Here is a 16,428-nt window from a genome sequence, read left to right on the forward strand (position 1 = left end):
CTAGATACTAGGTACTGAGCTACGTTCGCTCTGATAAGCGGCAATTTTAAACATGTCCTCCATAAATTTTGAAATTTTAATCATTTTGGTGCTAATTATTGCCAACGGCGTGTTTTCTATGTCTGAGATGGCGATTGTCTCGGCACGGAAAGTTAGGCTACAACAACTTGCCAATCAAGGAGATGCCAAGGCAAAGGCAGCATTGAAACTAGCTGAGTCTCCAAATCATTTTTTGTCAACCGTCCAAGTAGGTATTTCCTTGATTGGTATCCTGACTGGTGCTTTTGGAGGGGCAACAATTGCCAACCGACTGGCAATCTATGTAAAACTTGTGCCTTTGTTAGCACCTTATAGTGAACCGCTATCTTTTGGAATAGTGGTTTTGATCATTACCTATTTGTCACTGATTGTTGGCGAATTGGTACCGAAGCGTTTGGCATTAAACAACCCAGAAAGGATTGCATCGATTGTAGCGATTCCTATGCAAGCCTTGGCAGCGATCGCTTCTCCTGTAGTCTTTCTCTTAAGCGCTTCTACAGATTTGATCTTGAAAGTATTGGGAATCACAGCTTCTACCGAGCCGCAAGTCACCGAAGAAGAAATTAAAATCCTAATCGAGCAAGGCACTGAGGCGGGAACCTTTGAGGAAGCCGAACAGGATATGGTAGAGCGAGTTTTTCGTTTAGGCGATCGCCCTGTTAGCTACTTAATGACACCCCGTCCAGATATCGTCTGGCTAGATTTGGATAATACTGCCGAAGAAAATCGCCAAAAAATGGTTGATAGTGCCTATTCTCGGTATCCAGTTTGTCAGGGGGGACTTGACAATGTGCTGGGTGTTATGCCAGTTACCGACTTATTAGCTAGGAGTTTTCGAGGAGAACCGCTAGATTTGACAGTAGGATTGCGGCAGCCCGTATTTGTGCCAGAAAGCACTCGTGGTTTGAAAGTTCTGGAATTATTCAAGCAAACGATTACTCACATGGCGCTAGTAGTCGATGAATATGGCGTGATTCAAGGATTAGTCACTCTCAACGACATCATGAGCGAAATCGTGGGTGATGTTCCTTCAACAGATGGGCAAGATCAACCACAAGCCATACAACGCGAAGATGGTTCCTGGCTTTTGGATGGGATGTTGCCTGTAGAGGAGTTTTTGGAACTTTTCGGTATGGAAGAGTGGCAATCTGAAGAAAGCGGCAGTTATCAAACATTAGGTGGTTTTGTGATTACCCATTTAGGTCGTATTCCTGCCGCAACAGATCATTTTGAATGGCAAAGTATGCGAATTGAAGTGATGGATATGGATGGTAATCGCGTTGATAAGGTGCTAGTTATACCAAAGGGGAGTAAACCACCGGATACGGCAAAATCTGAATAGCACCGCATGGCGGAAGTCAAAAGGAGCCAGCGCGTTGGGCTGCTCTGCCGACTTTTACCCCTACGGGGATCTTGCTACGCTCTTAGCGTTCCCGCTCTTTAGCAACTAACGTTCAAAAGTCAAAAAGCTTATTGGGCATTGGAGATTGGGAATTGGGCATTGATAATTATTGTTTACTATTTACTATGCACCATACCCAATCCTTTATTTATGCAATTTATCAAGTCTTCGATAGACGTTGAACGGCCTCACCTGCTAACATTTGATGGGCTTGTGCCAAAAATTGGGGGATTTTATCGGCGTGGGGATTACCAGTGAGACATTGCCGCAAGTCTAATTCGTCTAGGCGATCAGCTTTGTTGCCAGGAAACCAATGGCTGCCATTACCAAGCAGGTTGTAACGCATTTTGGCATACTCTAGCAGATCGTAGGCGATCGCTAAGTTTCGCAGCCACAAAATCACCCGAATATTTACCTCCCCAGGGGTTTGGTCAAAGGTTGGTAGATTTGTTTCCCAGGATTTTACCCAATCTTCTCCCAAAGTAGCGATCGCTTCTTCTTCCAACCTTGCTAAAATTGGCGGCAAAATTTCTGATGCCCGATCTACTAATTCTAAAGTCTTCAGGTGTTCATCAAAATCTTCTGGTTTTGCTGCTCCCAAACTCAGAGTATGTACCTCTTGATGACTCAGACAAAATAAATCATTAAACACCATTGGACTTAAAGGGGCGCAAAGATTTACTAATTTTTGCGGTGGTTTATATAATAAACCTCCTTTATCAGATGGGCTAATAATAAATACCCCCATATCGTGGCGTTTAGCTGCTTCAATTGCTGCCCAATTCCATTGATTAATGTAGTACCAGTGCAGATTCACATAATCAAATAGATTGGTATTAATTGTTTGCACAATTATATCTGTTGATCCGTGTGTAGAAAAGCCAATAAATCTAACTTTTCCCTCTGCTTGCAATTGCTGCGCTACTTCCAAACAGCCACCTGGACGGATGCTGTCATCAAATGACTCAGCATGATTGATACCATGCAGCCCTAAAAGGTCAACATAATCTAGCTGGAGATTTTGCAATGATTGCTCAAATGTCTCGCGGAATTCTTTCGCATCTGCCTTTGGGCCGACTTTGGTCTGAACAATCAACTTTTCGCGGGGAAACTTGGGCAATATTCTCCCTAATTGCATTTCGGAAGTTCCATAGCCACGGGCAGTTTCAATATGATTAATTCCAACATCGAGTGCCCTTCTAATAGTCGCTTCCAGATTCGCCTGGTTATCAGCAGGAATTTCATTATTGGGAACATCTTCCCATTTGAACTGATATCTCATGCCACCGCAGGAAAACACTGGCATCTGTAATTCTGTGCGTCCAAATCGTCTATATAGCATCAGTAAATTGTGGATTGCTTACCAACTTAAAATCTAAAACAACAGCCATTCAAGGCTACAGTGCCACAATAACTACCTCTGTTCAATCTGTGACACTAGCAGGATTCATCGCATATTAAATTGATCAGGTCTTTTGGTTATTGGACTGCGACCAGTATTCCCGTTCCACAAAATAATTATCTCATCCTAGTTAGCACTAGCAAACATTTCTCTATTATTTTCCCAATTAGTTTTTAGGCTAAGATATGACAAAACCACCCAGCAGTGCTGAGTGAAGGTAGAAAAAATCCAAAATCCTTAAACCTCGTATCCTTTTAGTTTTTTTTCAATCCAAAATCAAAAATCAAAAATTGATTGACTTCTTTTGCTAAGGTAGCGGGTTGTCAGGTTAATTCTTTGGAGACTGCGCTTGGATTAAGCAATTTCTTAATGTTTCGGCTAACAGCTGTACATGCGGCTCATTAAGTAGGCCAAGGTGAGATCCGGGAACATAATGGATATCTAATCCTCCAGCAACTACTTCGCCCCAGCCGAATTGAGGATCGTATTGTGTGCCTATAGCTTCGTCCCGATTTTGATCCTCTGTTCGCAAGAGGATAACTCGGCCAGGGTAAACCGGGAAAGTATATTCACTAACAGCTTGAGTGTTAGCATCTATAATCTTTAAGTGCTTGTCACTTACAGGTATATCTAGTGCCACTTCTAAGTAACGGTCGTATGTATTTTGGAGCAGAGACTTACGCCAATAACTCCATCTGACAACTCTTTGCCAAAGGTAGGCTGGCCCTTGTTGAACGATATTATTTAAATGCAAGAAAACTCGCTTGAGAAATGACGCCCGCCAGCTATAACCTGGACGACAACTATCAAGCATAACTAGAATACCAACTTGTTCGCCTTGTTCTCGCAGTTGCCGAGCCATCTCGAAAGCAACCACACCTCCAAAAGAATAACCTCCCAGAAAATAAGGGCCATTGGGCTGAAGGGTCTGGATTTCTTGAATGTAGTGAGTTGCCATATCTTCAACCCGTGTATGGAAAGCATGTTTTCCATCTAACCCTTGTGGTTGTAGTCCGTAGAATGGTTGTTCTGGCCCTAGATGCTGTGCCAATTCACGGAAACACAAAACTTCTCCACCCAGTCCGTGAATACAGAAAAAAGGCGGCTTGGAACCATTGGGTTGAATTTCTACCAAGGATGACCAAGTAGTTCTTGACTCGTCTAAGGTATTGACTAAAGTTTTGTTTGCGGCTAAATCATCTTGGCAGATTATTTGGGCTAAAGCCTCTACAGTTCCTGACTGGAAGAGAATGGCAAGAGGCAGATTTTTATGAAATGTCTTCTCAATTTGCCAAAACAGTTTTACTGCTAATATCGAGTGTCCTCCTAGCTCAAAGAAGTTATCCTTAACACCAATGGGCTGGACACCTAAAGTCTGTTCCCAAATTTCTGTTAGCTGGCGTTCTACTTCATTGCGGGGAGCAACAAAGGTGGCTTCCGACTCTTGCCTTGATAAGTCGGGTGCTGGTAAGGCGCGGCGGTTTACCTTACCGTTGGGAGTTAGAGGCATGGTGGAAAGCAAGACGAAAGCGGAAGGTAGCATGTACTGTGGAAGCTTTGTCAAAAGGAAGCTCCGTATGTCACTAATTGTAGATGCCCAGTCTTGATTCGGGATAATGTAAGCTACTAAACGTTGATCGCCAGGAACATCTTCACGGGCAATTACTACGGTTTGGAGTACATGCGGGTGCTGGGCTAATACCGTCTCAATTTCCCCTAACTCAATGCGTATCCCACGGATCTTAACTTGATGATCTCGGCGACCGAGAATTGCTAGAGAGCCATCTGGACGATAGCAACCGCGATCGCCTGTATAATAAATCCAATCTTGTTCGTCATTCCGAAAGAGATTTTTGACAAACCGAGAACGGTTTTCATCTTGAGCATTTATGTAACCCAAAGTACGGAATGGCGTTCTTATAACTATCTCGCCTGGTTCCCCAATGCCACACAGTTGGTTATTTGGTGTTAAAACTAGTGCTTGGGTTTCAGGAAGCGGCAATCCTACTGGCTGTATCCCTGGTGTACACTCCACAGGTATTTTGTAATAACACTTCGCCAAAGTTGTCTCTGTCGGCCCATAGAGATTGACAATTTCACCTGATTCTGGAAAAGCATCGCGCCACCGATATACCAGTGTTTCTTTGAGAGGTTCTCCAGCCAAGAATAACCAGCGTAAGTTACGTAGATAGACTCCTGACGGCACATTGGCTAACCATGATTGCGCCAGCGATGGAACTGTGTGCAGCACAGAAATTTGCTCATGTTCCAAGTAATTCAAAATTTTAGTTGGTTCTAAGTTATCCCCTTCCTCTGGCAAACACAGGGTTGCACCACTAGTCAAAGGTAAGAAGATATCTCTGAGAACTACATCAAAGGAAAGACCTGTTAATTGGGCAACCCGGTCTTGCTGACCAATTTCAAATGTTTGCCTCTGCCAGTTCAGAAAATGCGCCAGCCCTTTGTGACATCCCAGTACTCCCTTGGGTATACCAGTAGTGCCAGAAGTAAAGAAAATATAAGCTGGATCATCGCCAGTGATTTCAGGTAAGTTTAGTTCTTTACTGCTGTCTTGTGGTGAGTTTATCGCTTCTCCTGTGTCTGGGTTTACACTGATGATTGTTAAAAAATTGTATATTTCTTTATCTTCTGAACGCTGACTCTCTATATATAAGATATATTTAGCTTTAGCTTCCTTTAACATGAGCAGGTGGCGATCGCTAGGAAGTTTCGGATCGAGAGTCAGTAGAACACCACCACTCAAAAGTACAGCGTTCATACTCGCAATCAGTCCAAAGCTTCGTGTCCCGAACACGGCTACAACATCTCCCCGTTGGACTCCGTGAGACAAAATTACCCGTGCTAAAGCTTGAGCGCTTTTGCCCAATTCCCCATAATTCCAAGTGCGAGATCCTTGACGGAGTGCCGAATGTTCTGGGGTGCGATTTACCCAAGAGGTAAACATTGTTGTTACCAATTCGTATCGAGGTTCTGGCAAAACCACCCTTGGTTCTGGTAGCAAAGTTCTGGCTTTTGGTGTCACAAGAGAATACAAACTAATCTGGCTATCCGTTGCAGCAACAATTTGCTCCAACAAATGATGGAATTGATTCAGCATTTCCATCATCCGCTCTGAAGCAAACAGATCAGTGTTGTAGACTAAATCAAGTTGGATTCCCTGATTTTTTTCTGTCACATACAAAGTTAAGTCGAACTTAGAAGCTGTTTCTAACATCGAAACTGGTTCTATAGCCACCCCAGGTAGTTCCAGTTGGATATCCTTTAAGTTGAGCATATTAAACCACACTTGAAACAGTGGGTTACGGCTGGTATCTCGCTCTGGTTGCAGTTCTTCTACCAATTTCTCGAAAGGCATATCTTGATGGGCATAAGCACCTAATGCCATCTGGCGAACTCGACTTAGCACTGAACGAAAACTAGGATTACCGGAAAAATCAGTCCGTAAAACGACGGTATTAATAAAAAATCCGATTAACCCTTCAATTTCAGAACGGTTACGTCCAGCAATGGGAGAACCGATGAGAATATCTTCTTGCCCACTGTAGCGATGCAGGATTGTCCCAAAGGCCGCCAGCAAGGTCATGAATAGGGTAACACCTTCTTGACGCGAGAGTTCAATGAGCGATGAACTCAGAGTCTGCGGTAGCACGAGGGATTGAGCCGCCCCCTGGTAAGTTTGCACTGGTGGTCTTGGCCGGTCGGTAGGCAATTCCAGTACAGTATTAGCACCTGCTAACTGGGTTTTCCAGTAGTTGATTTGACTGGAAAGGACTTCACCAGATAGCCATTGATGCTGCCACACAGCAAAATCGGCATACTGAATAGGTAATTTTGCCAAAGGAGAAGGCTTACCGCTCAATAAGGCTTCATAAAGGGATGCTAACTGCTGCCAGAGAATACCCATTGACCAGCCATCGGAAGCGATGTGGTGCATCACTAGCAAAAGTATTTGCTCCTGTTCGTCTATCTGGAGCAAGCAAGCTCGCAACATTAAGTCAGATTCTAAGTTAAAGGGGCGTTTCGCCTCTTGATTTAGTAGAGATTGTATTTGCTCCTGTGTTACTTTGATTACTTTGAGTTCAACTGGCCGAGGCTTGCCAATAACTTGTATGGGGCTACCATCCGGTGATGTAATAAAGTTTGTTCGCAGTGATTCATGATGAATGACGATCGCATTTAGTGCCTGTTGCAATATACTCGCCCTGAACTCGCCCGTTAAGCGCAGTGCATTGGAGATGATATAAGCTGGGCTGTTAGGTTCCAACTGCTCCAAAAACCACACTCGCTGCTGGGCAAAGGATAAAGGAATTGACTCGCGGTTGGCTATTAGAGGAATAGTCTGGTTTTGAGGATCATTTTCTTGAGTCTGGGTTTGAGCTATTGCTTGAGCTAAACTAGCGATCGTTGGATTCTCAAATAGGATTTGCAACGGCATTTCTATCTGAAAGGCTTGGCGAACCCTAGACATGACTTGCGTCGCCAGCAGTGAATGGCCTCCCAATTCAAAAAAATTGTCGTGAATGCCTACTTGTTCCAAACGCAAAACTTTTACCCAGATGCTAGCTAAGACTTCTTCTGTAGCATTCTGTGGTGGGACAAAGTTAGTTGACACAAGGTCAGATATATGCGGTGCAGGTAAAGCGCGGCGGTCTATTTTGCCGTTGGGGTTTAATGGCAGGTTGTCCAAAAATACAAAGCATCCAGGCACCATATATTCAGGCAACCGACCTTGCAAAAAGCGACGTAATTCAATCTGACTAGGAATTTGCTCTGGGTTGGCAACAATATACGCTACGAGTTGCTTGTCACCAGGAATATCCTCTCTAGCTATGACTAAAGTCTGTGTCAGTGCCGGATGTTGACCTAATATCGCTTCAATTTCTCCCAATTCAATTCGGAAGCCACGAATTTTCACTTGGTAGTCAATACGACCAAGGAACTCGATATTACCGTCTGGTAGAAAACGTGCCAAATCCCCAGTTTTGTAAAGACGTGCCCCAACTTCAGAGCTAAAAGGGTTGAAAATGAACTTCTCTGTGGTTAATTCTGGACGGTTTAGATAGCCTCGCGCTAAACCAATCCCGCCAATGTGCAGTTCACCTGATTCACCAACAGGCACAGGCTGCAAATTTTCATTAAGGATGAAAATCTCTGCATTAGCAATGGGGCGACCAATAGGAGCAATGGTATAATTATTGCCGCGCTGACAAGTCCAGAAAGTGGCATCAATGGAAGCTTCTGTCGGGCCATAGCAATTATGGAAAACATTATCCAAATTCAGTTGGGCAAAAAAGCGCTCTATGAGTTCGCTAGGTAAAGCTTCACCACCGCAGGTAATATGCTTAAGAAATCGACAATTCTCAATTCCCTTCTCTTCTAGTAAAACACGTAGTATAGAAGGTACTAAGGCCAAGACAGTGATTTGCTGCTCAATAATCACCTTCACTAGGTAAGCAGTATCTTGCTGTCCACCAGGACGAGCCAGGATCAATTGCCCCCCAAAGCACAATGGCCAGAATATCTGCCACACTGAGGGGTCGAAGCTAAAAGAGATAGTCAGTAAAACTTTATCTGCTGGAGTTAATTTAAAGTTTGTTTGCCGCCAATATAGTTGATTGCATATACCACGATGAGGTATCATTACCCCTTTAGGTTGTCCTGTAGAACCAGATGTGTAGATTACATAGATCAGGTTATCAAGCGTTGTTTGATTTACAGGATTTTCTTGACTGTTTTGGATGTTACCTTGCCAGTTTGAGTCTAGACAAACCACTTGCGCCTGATGCGGTGGTAGGTTCTTAACCAATTTTTCTTGCGTTAACAACACTGATGCCTGGGTATCTGACAAGATGAAGGCTAAACGCTCTGGGGGATATGCCGGATCTAAAGGCACATAAGCGCCTCCAGCTTTGAGAATACCCAGTATTCCTACGATCATCTCCAAGGAGCGCTCAATGCAAATTCCCACAAGCACTTCAGACCCAACTCCCAAAGTACGTAGGTAATGCGCTAGTTGATTCGCCCGCTTATTTAACTGTTGATAAGTAAGTTGTATATCTTCAAATGCTACAGCAATTGCTTGAGGCGATCGCTCTACTTGCATCTCAAACATCTGATGGATGCACAGATCGTGATTAACTACTTGAGTGTTATTACATGCCTCTAAAACTTGAGTGCCAATAATGTGAGTTAAGGTATTTAACGGAATATTTTGTTTATACTCTGGAGTCTGGCTATTTCTCTGCATTTTTTATATATCAACTCCATCAACAAATGCGATTATTTTAATTTATTATTTATTGTAAATGTTTTTACACAAAATTTTCTGCCAAATTGCACATTAATAAATGCTCTCAGGATAGAAGCCTAGCCAAGCTTAAGGTCAGTCCGGTGCGCGAAATACTTCTGGTTTGCAGTATCCAGGCTAATTATATACATCTTCAAACATAATTGATACTTAAAATTCTAGTTAATCAATTTTTATTAAACATAATGATTGCCGAAAATTTACCAAGTATTTTATCCCTAACTAAAATTTTAAACGCATTTAAATTTTAAAAAAAATGTCTGATTACATTATGGAATTACAGTTAAAAACAAGCATTTAATTTCAATATTATTTTTGTTTACTTTACAAATGCCTTTTTGTATAAGTTTCAAGATGGTTTAAATACAAGGACTGAAAAGACTTTATCTTTTCCTACGAAAATTTGCTGAAAGAAAAAACAATTATTACCCAATCTTCATTGTGTTTATTCAAATGTAAAAATACTGTAAAGCCAAAGAATTGATTCTCTGTGAGTAAGTAAAAATGTCTATAATGCAGATATAACAAGACTCAACAGATATTAACCACTGTTGATATTACTTTATGACCAATTCTCGAGAGATGCCCATGAAACTTACTCAGACTCAACCAGAATGAAAACTTATGTAAAGTTTTGTAACGATAATCAAATTTTTGATGCATTTTGTTATATCTTATGTGTGTAAGTTTTGTTAATCAGTAATCATGCGTAAACAAACAGACAACTTCTAAGCAAAGCTGAATTAGTCTAGCTAAACATGCTACAGTAATTTCCGAAGGCATATAGTTGCCTAATAGAAGTGAAAATCTGCAATGGAACTGTAGTAACTCAGTTCACCTCTTACGCACCTTAAAAATCCTTCCTAATACTTTTATCTCAGCTACTCGATTACCTGACCTACTTTATTATTTACGTCAGGAATTTTATTCTGCTATTAAGTTAACATTCACCAAAAAATCTTTGTTTTGGCATCTAAAGCTCAAAATTTCCAGGCTACACTGGATTATAGCCTGCAATAAAAGCTAAGTATCTGGGTAGTAACTGCGCTCAACCGATCCTGGAAGATACTTTTGATCAAGAATTTAAATTTAAAATTAGTGCAAAGAAAATTTAGTGCAAAGAAAATGGTTAATTAGTAGGCTGTAAAGTCCAGGTTTCTTTGAAATAAAAATATGAGATTCCTTGCAGTATTAATATAAGCTTCCATCAAATTTTAACTACACCAAGTCTTTATAACTATGAGTAATCAAAGCATTACAACAAGTAAATTCAATGAAGTACCTTTAGATTTACGTGCATCTTCATTTGCTAGGGTACGCAAGGGTTCGTGGTGGTTGAGACTAACAACATTGTTTTTAGTAGACTATACTCTCTTATCCTTGGCTTGGGTTATAGCTGGATATCAATCTTCTTATGGGCATTTGACTTCGTATATACAGAGTCATTATTTGCCGATTCTAATAACTATTGCTATTCAAATAGGCTCATTAGCTATCGAGGGTATTTATCGAGAAGGTCAAAAACGCTATGACTATTTCAATATTATAAAATCCTTAACTTTTGCTCATGGATTAATTCTCCTAGTTTGTCTTTTATATCAGCCAGTCATTGATATTACACGCCCAAGATTAATATTGTTATCTTGGTTGCTAAGTATATTGTTTGTTTGTACTGGTAGATATGCTATAAATATTACGCTTGAATATCTGCGGAAACAGAAAAAAATAGTTCGTTCTTCTGTCTTCATTATTTGTGATTCTCAAGATCATGAACTGATAGCTAGCTTTATAAAAAAAGAAAAGCATTATATTGTATCTGGGACTGCTAAAGCTAATTCATTAGATAGATATCAACGTCAAAAAACATTGAATCAACTTAATGAATTAGGTGTAACAGAAGTTTTTATATCTTGGGATGCTCTCAAAAATAGAATGTTTTTATGCTGGTTATTTCAAGCATCTGGCATCCAAGTACATATTTTGCCGATGGAATTAAAACCAATTTATAAAAACATAGAATTTAATAAAATAGGGGGAATGCCCTGTCTAAGTTTGGATTGTCCAATAATTACAGGAAAAGATTTTTGGATAAAGCGTACTTGTGATTTTTGCTTTGCGACTTTATTTGTAATTTTATCATTCCCTATTTATATAGCTATAGCTATAGCTATCAAACTGGACTCTCCTGGCACAGTATTTTACAAACAAACCCGTATAGGTTTACATGGGCAACAGTTTAAAGTATGGAAATTCAGAACTATGAGGTCTGATGCAGAAAAATTCCAAAAAGAATTAGAAGCATTAAATGAAACGAAAGATGGGATTATCTTTAAAATTAAAGATGATCCTCGCATTACCCGTGTTGGAAAATTCCTTCGACGTTATAGTTTAGACGAATTACCCCAACTTTTTAACGTTATCCTTGGAGAAATGAGTATAGTAGGTCCTCGCCCTTTACCTATTAGAGATGTAGATAAGTTTTCTGAACATCATTTTATTCGCCATGAAGTTTTACCTGGTATTACAGGTCTTTGGCAAGTCTCAGGTCGCTCAGACATTTTAGACTTTGAACAAGTGATAAATCTTGATCTTAACTACATCGAAAATTGGTCGCTTCGGTTAGATTTTGAAATACTCCTCAAAACAGTTATGGTAGTTTTGAAAAAAGAAGGTGCTTACTAGGATTAGAAAACAAAATTATAGCGGACAGCAATAATTATAGTATTTACATATTGATAGATACAATTATTGCAGTTTTCGGTGGAGCTTCTGTTTCTGACGTATTAAATTCAGATTGTCTAGTTTGCTGAGTGACTGCCTACTTAAAGACGATAAAAGGTTTTGCATTTACAACTCAAGCTTCTAAACGATCTATCCAAAAAAATCAGGTTATGAGATATATAGTAGGTATTGGCAATTCAAAATGAGCGAATTAAGGTGAATTAATAATTTAAGAATGGTAGAAAAGTACAAATTCATAAGTAATTCCCTCTCAATGATAGTCAATCGGCTAGCGCAAAGCATAACAGCTTTTGTATTAACCGCTGCTATTGCTCGTAATCTAGGAGCTGAAGCTATAGGCCAGTATCTACTAGCCTATAGCTACTACTTTATTTTTGTAGGCATTGCTTCACAGGGACTAAAGATATTATTTACAAGAGAACTAGCCCGTGAACCACAAAAAACATCAGTTTATTTGATGAGTGGTACCTGCTTGCAGTTAATATTTAGTTTGCTCAGTTATGGGGCATTGGTGGTTGTAGTATTTTTACTTCCCTATAGTTCCAAAACCTCAAATCTTTGCTACATAATGGGCTTAACAATAATTCCCTTTGCACTTTCCAACGTAACAGAGGCAATTTTTCAAGCTAAAGAAAAGATGCATTTGATTGCCATTGCTACAGTCCCAGTATATGTACTACGTCTAATAATAATGATTTGGGCGATGCACCTGAAGTATGGAATTGAAAGTCTGGGAGGGATACTATTTTGTTCTGAAACATTAATTCTCATAATTGAATGGATTATAATCACGCAATTAGTCAAAATACAATGGCAGATTGATAAAGATTTTGTATGGAATACAATCAAAATCTCACGGACATTTTTTGCTATTGAAGCAATAGCTGTAATCAGTAGTAGAATTGAAATTTTGATTCTTTCATTGTTAGGAAATGAATTTTTAGTAGGTCTTTTCGGTGCAATTTTACAATTACTACAACCATTTTTAATTATTGCCAATAGTATAACTGTAGCAATGTTTCCGAGGCTGTCAAAAGTAGTAGATCAAGGACGGCAAAAGCAGCAGAAAATCACTGAAAGCTTTATTGAAATATTACTAACGATGGGATTACCCTTATTCCTTGGATTGTTATTTTTTGGGAAAGATTTACTGGTTTTTATTTATGATTCTAGCTTTGCTCAAGGAAGTTTAGCTCTTAGTATAAGCGCTATGTCACTGCTTTTGTTGCCTTTCACGCGCACACTTTGCTCTCTACTTGTAGCCAACCATTTTGAGAGAGTGAACCTGCGTGAACTAGTTATTACAACTACATTAGGAGGTTTAGGAGGTGTAGTATTAGTTTCACGATATCAGTTAGTAGGTGCAGGTATAATGGTACTGCTAATGACTATTCTTGCCTTTAGCCAGTATCTTTACTTCACTTATACTCTCCTATTTCCATTAAATTTATGGCGAGTTATTCGTCGTCCTGTGATGATAAGCACTTTGATGCTAGTTGTATTCTTAATTTTAAAAAAAATCAATTTAGACTTTTTATCCACTCTGATTAGTGCAATTTCTTTCTATACTTTATTCGTTATTTTTCTGAGTATTCATGCTTTAGGCGGAATTAATATACTAAAGGAAAAATTTTTAAATATAAGGACGAAGTTTTAATGGCTCACCCTGCTTATAAAACAGTAAAATTGTCGAATTTAAGATAAGCAAAGCAATTGAGTATTAAATATCTCCCAGCAAAAATCAACAACCAAAAAATTAGCAATGGTAAATGAAAGTAACGAAACAATAGTTAGCGTTGTGATTCCTACACGCAATAGACCACAAATTGTTGCCAGAGGTGTCAAAACGGCATTAGCTCAAACGTTTCAATCAATTGAAGTGATTGTAATAATAGACGGCCCTGATCAGGAAACAGTCAATGTACTATCTCAAATAGCCGATCCAAGATTGAGAGTCATAGAACTATCAAAAAATGTTGGACCATCAGGCGCTAGAAATACTGGTGTAAGGGAAGCTAAAGGCACTTGGATAGCATTTTTAGATGATGATGATGAATGGCTTCCACAAAAATTGGAGCGTCAACTTGAAGTAGCAAATAATTCCCATTATGATTTTCCAGTTGTTGCCAGTCGTTTCATTTCACAGACTCCAAAAGGTGAGTTTATTCGTCCGATAAGGCTACCTAAGGTATCTGAACCTCTAAGTGAATATCTTTTTGCACGTAACTCTTTTTTTAAAGAAGAAGGCTGCATACAAACCTCAACTATTTTCGTGAAAAAGGAATTAATGCAAAAAATGCCTCTGGAAGAAAAATTTTACAGACATGAAGATTGGGAGTGGTTGCTTCGAGTTACTGCTATCGAAGGTGTAGGAGTAGAGTTTGTGCCTGAGCCTATGGCAATTTGGCATTCAGAAATGGGAATCAAGCGCTTAAGCAACATTAACGACTGGCAATATTCCTTGGATTGGATTCGTTCCACTCGCAATTTGGTAACACCAAAGGCTTATTCAGGCTTCATTGCAACAATGATCACTCCTTCTGCGTCCTCAGTTGGTGATTGGAAAGCCTTTTTTCCTTTGTTGTGGGAAGCTATACGCTGCGGTAAGCCCCGCCCAATTGATATAGGCTTGTACTTAATTATGTGGCTGTTCCCTCAGCAGTTGAGGCAACAAGTTAGCTCTATTTTGACCAAGAAATTCCAAAAATAAGAGGCTGTTCACAAAAGTAAAGCAGAAGGCAGAAGATAAAAATTACAAAAAACCTTAAAGCGTGAATTTAAAGACCTCTAAAAAAGAGAGTTCTGTGCATAGCCATAGTAAGAGATACAAAACGTCTCTAGTTAAATTACATGCTTTTCAACTTAGGTTACTTCTGTCTTCGAGTTAAATTAAAAATGTCAATTAAAAAAATACACTTATATCATAAAATTTGAGTGGATAAATATAGTAAAGCAGTCTAGCAAATCAATGTTTACTAATAATTAAAAATTTGTGAATTTTATATATAAAATGATATTTACACATGATAAAAAATGAAAAAGTTTTTAATTTCTGCTGAAGAATTAGTTACAGTTCTTTGTTTAATGATCTATTCAGGAACTCCACTAGTTCCGTTTATAACAAATGGTTTTACCATTAAAGAAGCTGATAACACCATAGGCCGATTGCTTGTCATTTTTACGTATATATTCAGCCTTTCCTTAATGACTCTCCGTTGGAAAAAGGTTATTTACGTCTTAAGCAAAGAGAAACTTATTTGGTTACTACTTGGAGTTTGTGCACTTTCTAGTTTTTGGTCTTTAGATTCAGATACTACCATACGTCGTGTTTTCGGTCTGGCAGGAACAATGCTCTTTGGGCTTTATTTTGCTTCACGCTACACCTTAAAAGAACAACTGAAGCTTTGTGCATATATGCTTGGAATCTCCGCAGTAATGTGTTTCTTGTTTGCTTTATTAATACCAAAATATGGTATTGCTGGTGGGATTGAAACAGGTGCTTGGCGAGGGATATACCCACAAAAGAATGTTCTTGGCAGGAAATTTGTACTTGCTGGAGCAGTATTTTTCTTTTTTGCCATGACTAATCGAGAAAATCGCTGGGTTTCATGGCTTGGCTATGCTAGTTCTGGATTACTTGTATTATTATCAAAATCAGCAACATCCCTATTTAACTTTATAATTATTACTACTGCTTTTCTGATATATTACCGAATTTTACGTTTAAAGTATAAAGTAATGATACCTGTTGTGACGTTGATGACAACAGTTGGTATAGCTCTTTATACTTTACTTGTCTCCCAAGCCGAGACAATTTTAGGTACTGTAGGTAAGGACACAACACTCACTGGACGTGCAGAACTATGGCCTGCTGTGTTGGACATGATTGCGAAAAGACCGTGGCTAGGATATGGCTATGGAGCATTCTGGGATAATAGTAGTGAGTCTTCTCTTGTTTTACAAACCGTACAATGGAATGCTCCTAATGCTCACAATGGTTTTTTGGATCTCTGGCTAGGGTTGGGTCTAGTAGGAGTTTTGATTTTTACAATTGGGTTCGTTATTAATTTATTAAGAGCAATATATTTAATTCGATGGAATGAAATAGAAAATTTATGGCTTTTAGTTTTTTTTACTTATACTATTCTTTCAAATTTAACTGAAACTACATTATTAGAGCAAAATAGTTTGGATTGGATACTTTATGTATCAGCCATAATATCAAGCAAACTTTCTACACATGCAAAGGCTGAACCAGAGAGAATTGATTATGTTCTGAGATAGGATCTGAAAGGCAACGCAAAATAGAGAAGATAGTTGAGTGGCAATATCAAGCTCCGAAACTGTTAGAGGCTTATAATAAAATTTGGCAAAGCTAGTAATCACTTTAAATTTCGGATGGAAACTAAATTTGTAACTTAGATAGTCTATACTATTGTCAGATTGTAAAACAGATCAGTCTTGTCAATTGCAGTGGTTTGTGCATTCTCTAAGTCAATTTTTAGTTTCTTGCTT

General features: G+C 39.2%; 7 protein-coding genes. 5 read left to right on the forward strand and 2 right to left on the reverse strand.

What is annotated here, in order from left to right; translation table 11 throughout:
• Window positions 1-52: 52 nt before the first annotated feature.
• Window positions 53-1,381 (forward strand): hemolysin family protein, encoded by a 1,329-nt coding sequence (locus tag CDC33_RS05710; RefSeq protein WP_109007665.1) that lies wholly within the window; start codon window positions 53-55, stop codon window positions 1,379-1,381.
• Window positions 1,382-1,601: 220 nt separating this feature from the next.
• Here CDC33_RS05710 and CDC33_RS05715 read toward each other — a convergent pair whose 3' ends face one another.
• A complete protein-coding gene (locus tag CDC33_RS05715) occupies window positions 1,602-2,783 on the reverse strand; it encodes an aldo/keto reductase (RefSeq protein ID WP_109007666.1) in 1,182 nt (393 codons plus the stop codon).
• A 388-nt stretch (window positions 2,784-3,171) separates the two neighbouring features.
• Window positions 3,172-9,111: a non-ribosomal peptide synthetase gene (locus tag CDC33_RS05720; protein ID WP_109007667.1), complete on the reverse strand. Its 5,940-nt coding sequence runs from the start codon at window positions 9,109-9,111 to the stop codon at window positions 3,172-3,174.
• 1,299 nt (window positions 9,112-10,410) lie between these two features.
• On the opposite strand from CDC33_RS05720, the gene CDC33_RS05725 reads away from it, so the two are divergent.
• The 4 genes from CDC33_RS05725 (at window position 10,411) to CDC33_RS05740 (ending at window position 16,197) form a co-directional block, all read left to right on the forward strand.
• Window positions 10,411-11,853: a sugar transferase gene (locus CDC33_RS05725; RefSeq protein ID WP_109007668.1), complete on the forward strand. Its 1,443-nt coding sequence runs from the start codon at window positions 10,411-10,413 to the stop codon at window positions 11,851-11,853.
• 313 nt (window positions 11,854-12,166) lie between these two features.
• On the forward strand, window positions 12,167-13,570 hold the full coding sequence (locus CDC33_RS05730) for an oligosaccharide flippase family protein (protein WP_244919151.1): 1,404 nt from the start codon (window positions 12,167-12,169) through the stop codon (window positions 13,568-13,570).
• A gap of 105 nt (window positions 13,571-13,675) precedes the next feature.
• Window positions 13,676-14,623: a glycosyltransferase family 2 protein gene (locus tag CDC33_RS05735; protein WP_109007670.1), complete on the forward strand. Its 948-nt coding sequence runs from the start codon at window positions 13,676-13,678 to the stop codon at window positions 14,621-14,623.
• 323 nt (window positions 14,624-14,946) lie between these two features.
• Window positions 14,947-16,197 carry an O-antigen ligase family protein gene (locus tag CDC33_RS05740; RefSeq protein WP_109007671.1) on the forward strand — a complete coding sequence of 417 codons (1,251 nt, stop codon included), beginning with the start codon at window positions 14,947-14,949 and terminating at the stop codon, window positions 16,195-16,197.
• Window positions 16,198-16,428 lie beyond the last annotated feature (231 nt).

Source organism: Nostoc commune NIES-4072, assembly GCF_003113895.1.
Taxonomy (GTDB): Bacteria; Cyanobacteriota; Cyanobacteriia; order Cyanobacteriales; family Nostocaceae; genus Nostoc; species Nostoc commune.

Bases quoted from the DNA above. Each gene is read 5' to 3' on its own strand.
- CDC33_RS05740 (WP_109007671.1), top strand. From the start codon at position 14,947: ATGAAAAAGTTTTTAATTTCTGCTGAAGAATTAGTTACAGTTCTTTGT.
- CDC33_RS05715 (WP_109007666.1), bottom strand. From the start codon at position 2,783: ATGCTATATAGACGATTTGGACGCACAGAATTACAGATGCCAGTGTTT.
- CDC33_RS05725 (WP_109007668.1), top strand. From the start codon at position 10,411: ATGAGTAATCAAAGCATTACAACAAGTAAATTCAATGAAGTACCTTTA.
- CDC33_RS05710 (WP_109007665.1), top strand. From the start codon at position 53: ATGTCCTCCATAAATTTTGAAATTTTAATCATTTTGGTGCTAATTATT.
- CDC33_RS05730 (WP_244919151.1), top strand. From the start codon at position 12,167: ATGATAGTCAATCGGCTAGCGCAAAGCATAACAGCTTTTGTATTAACC.
- CDC33_RS05720 (WP_109007667.1), bottom strand. From the start codon at position 9,111: ATGCAGAGAAATAGCCAGACTCCAGAGTATAAACAAAATATTCCGTTA.
- CDC33_RS05735 (WP_109007670.1), top strand. From the start codon at position 13,676: ATGGTAAATGAAAGTAACGAAACAATAGTTAGCGTTGTGATTCCTACA.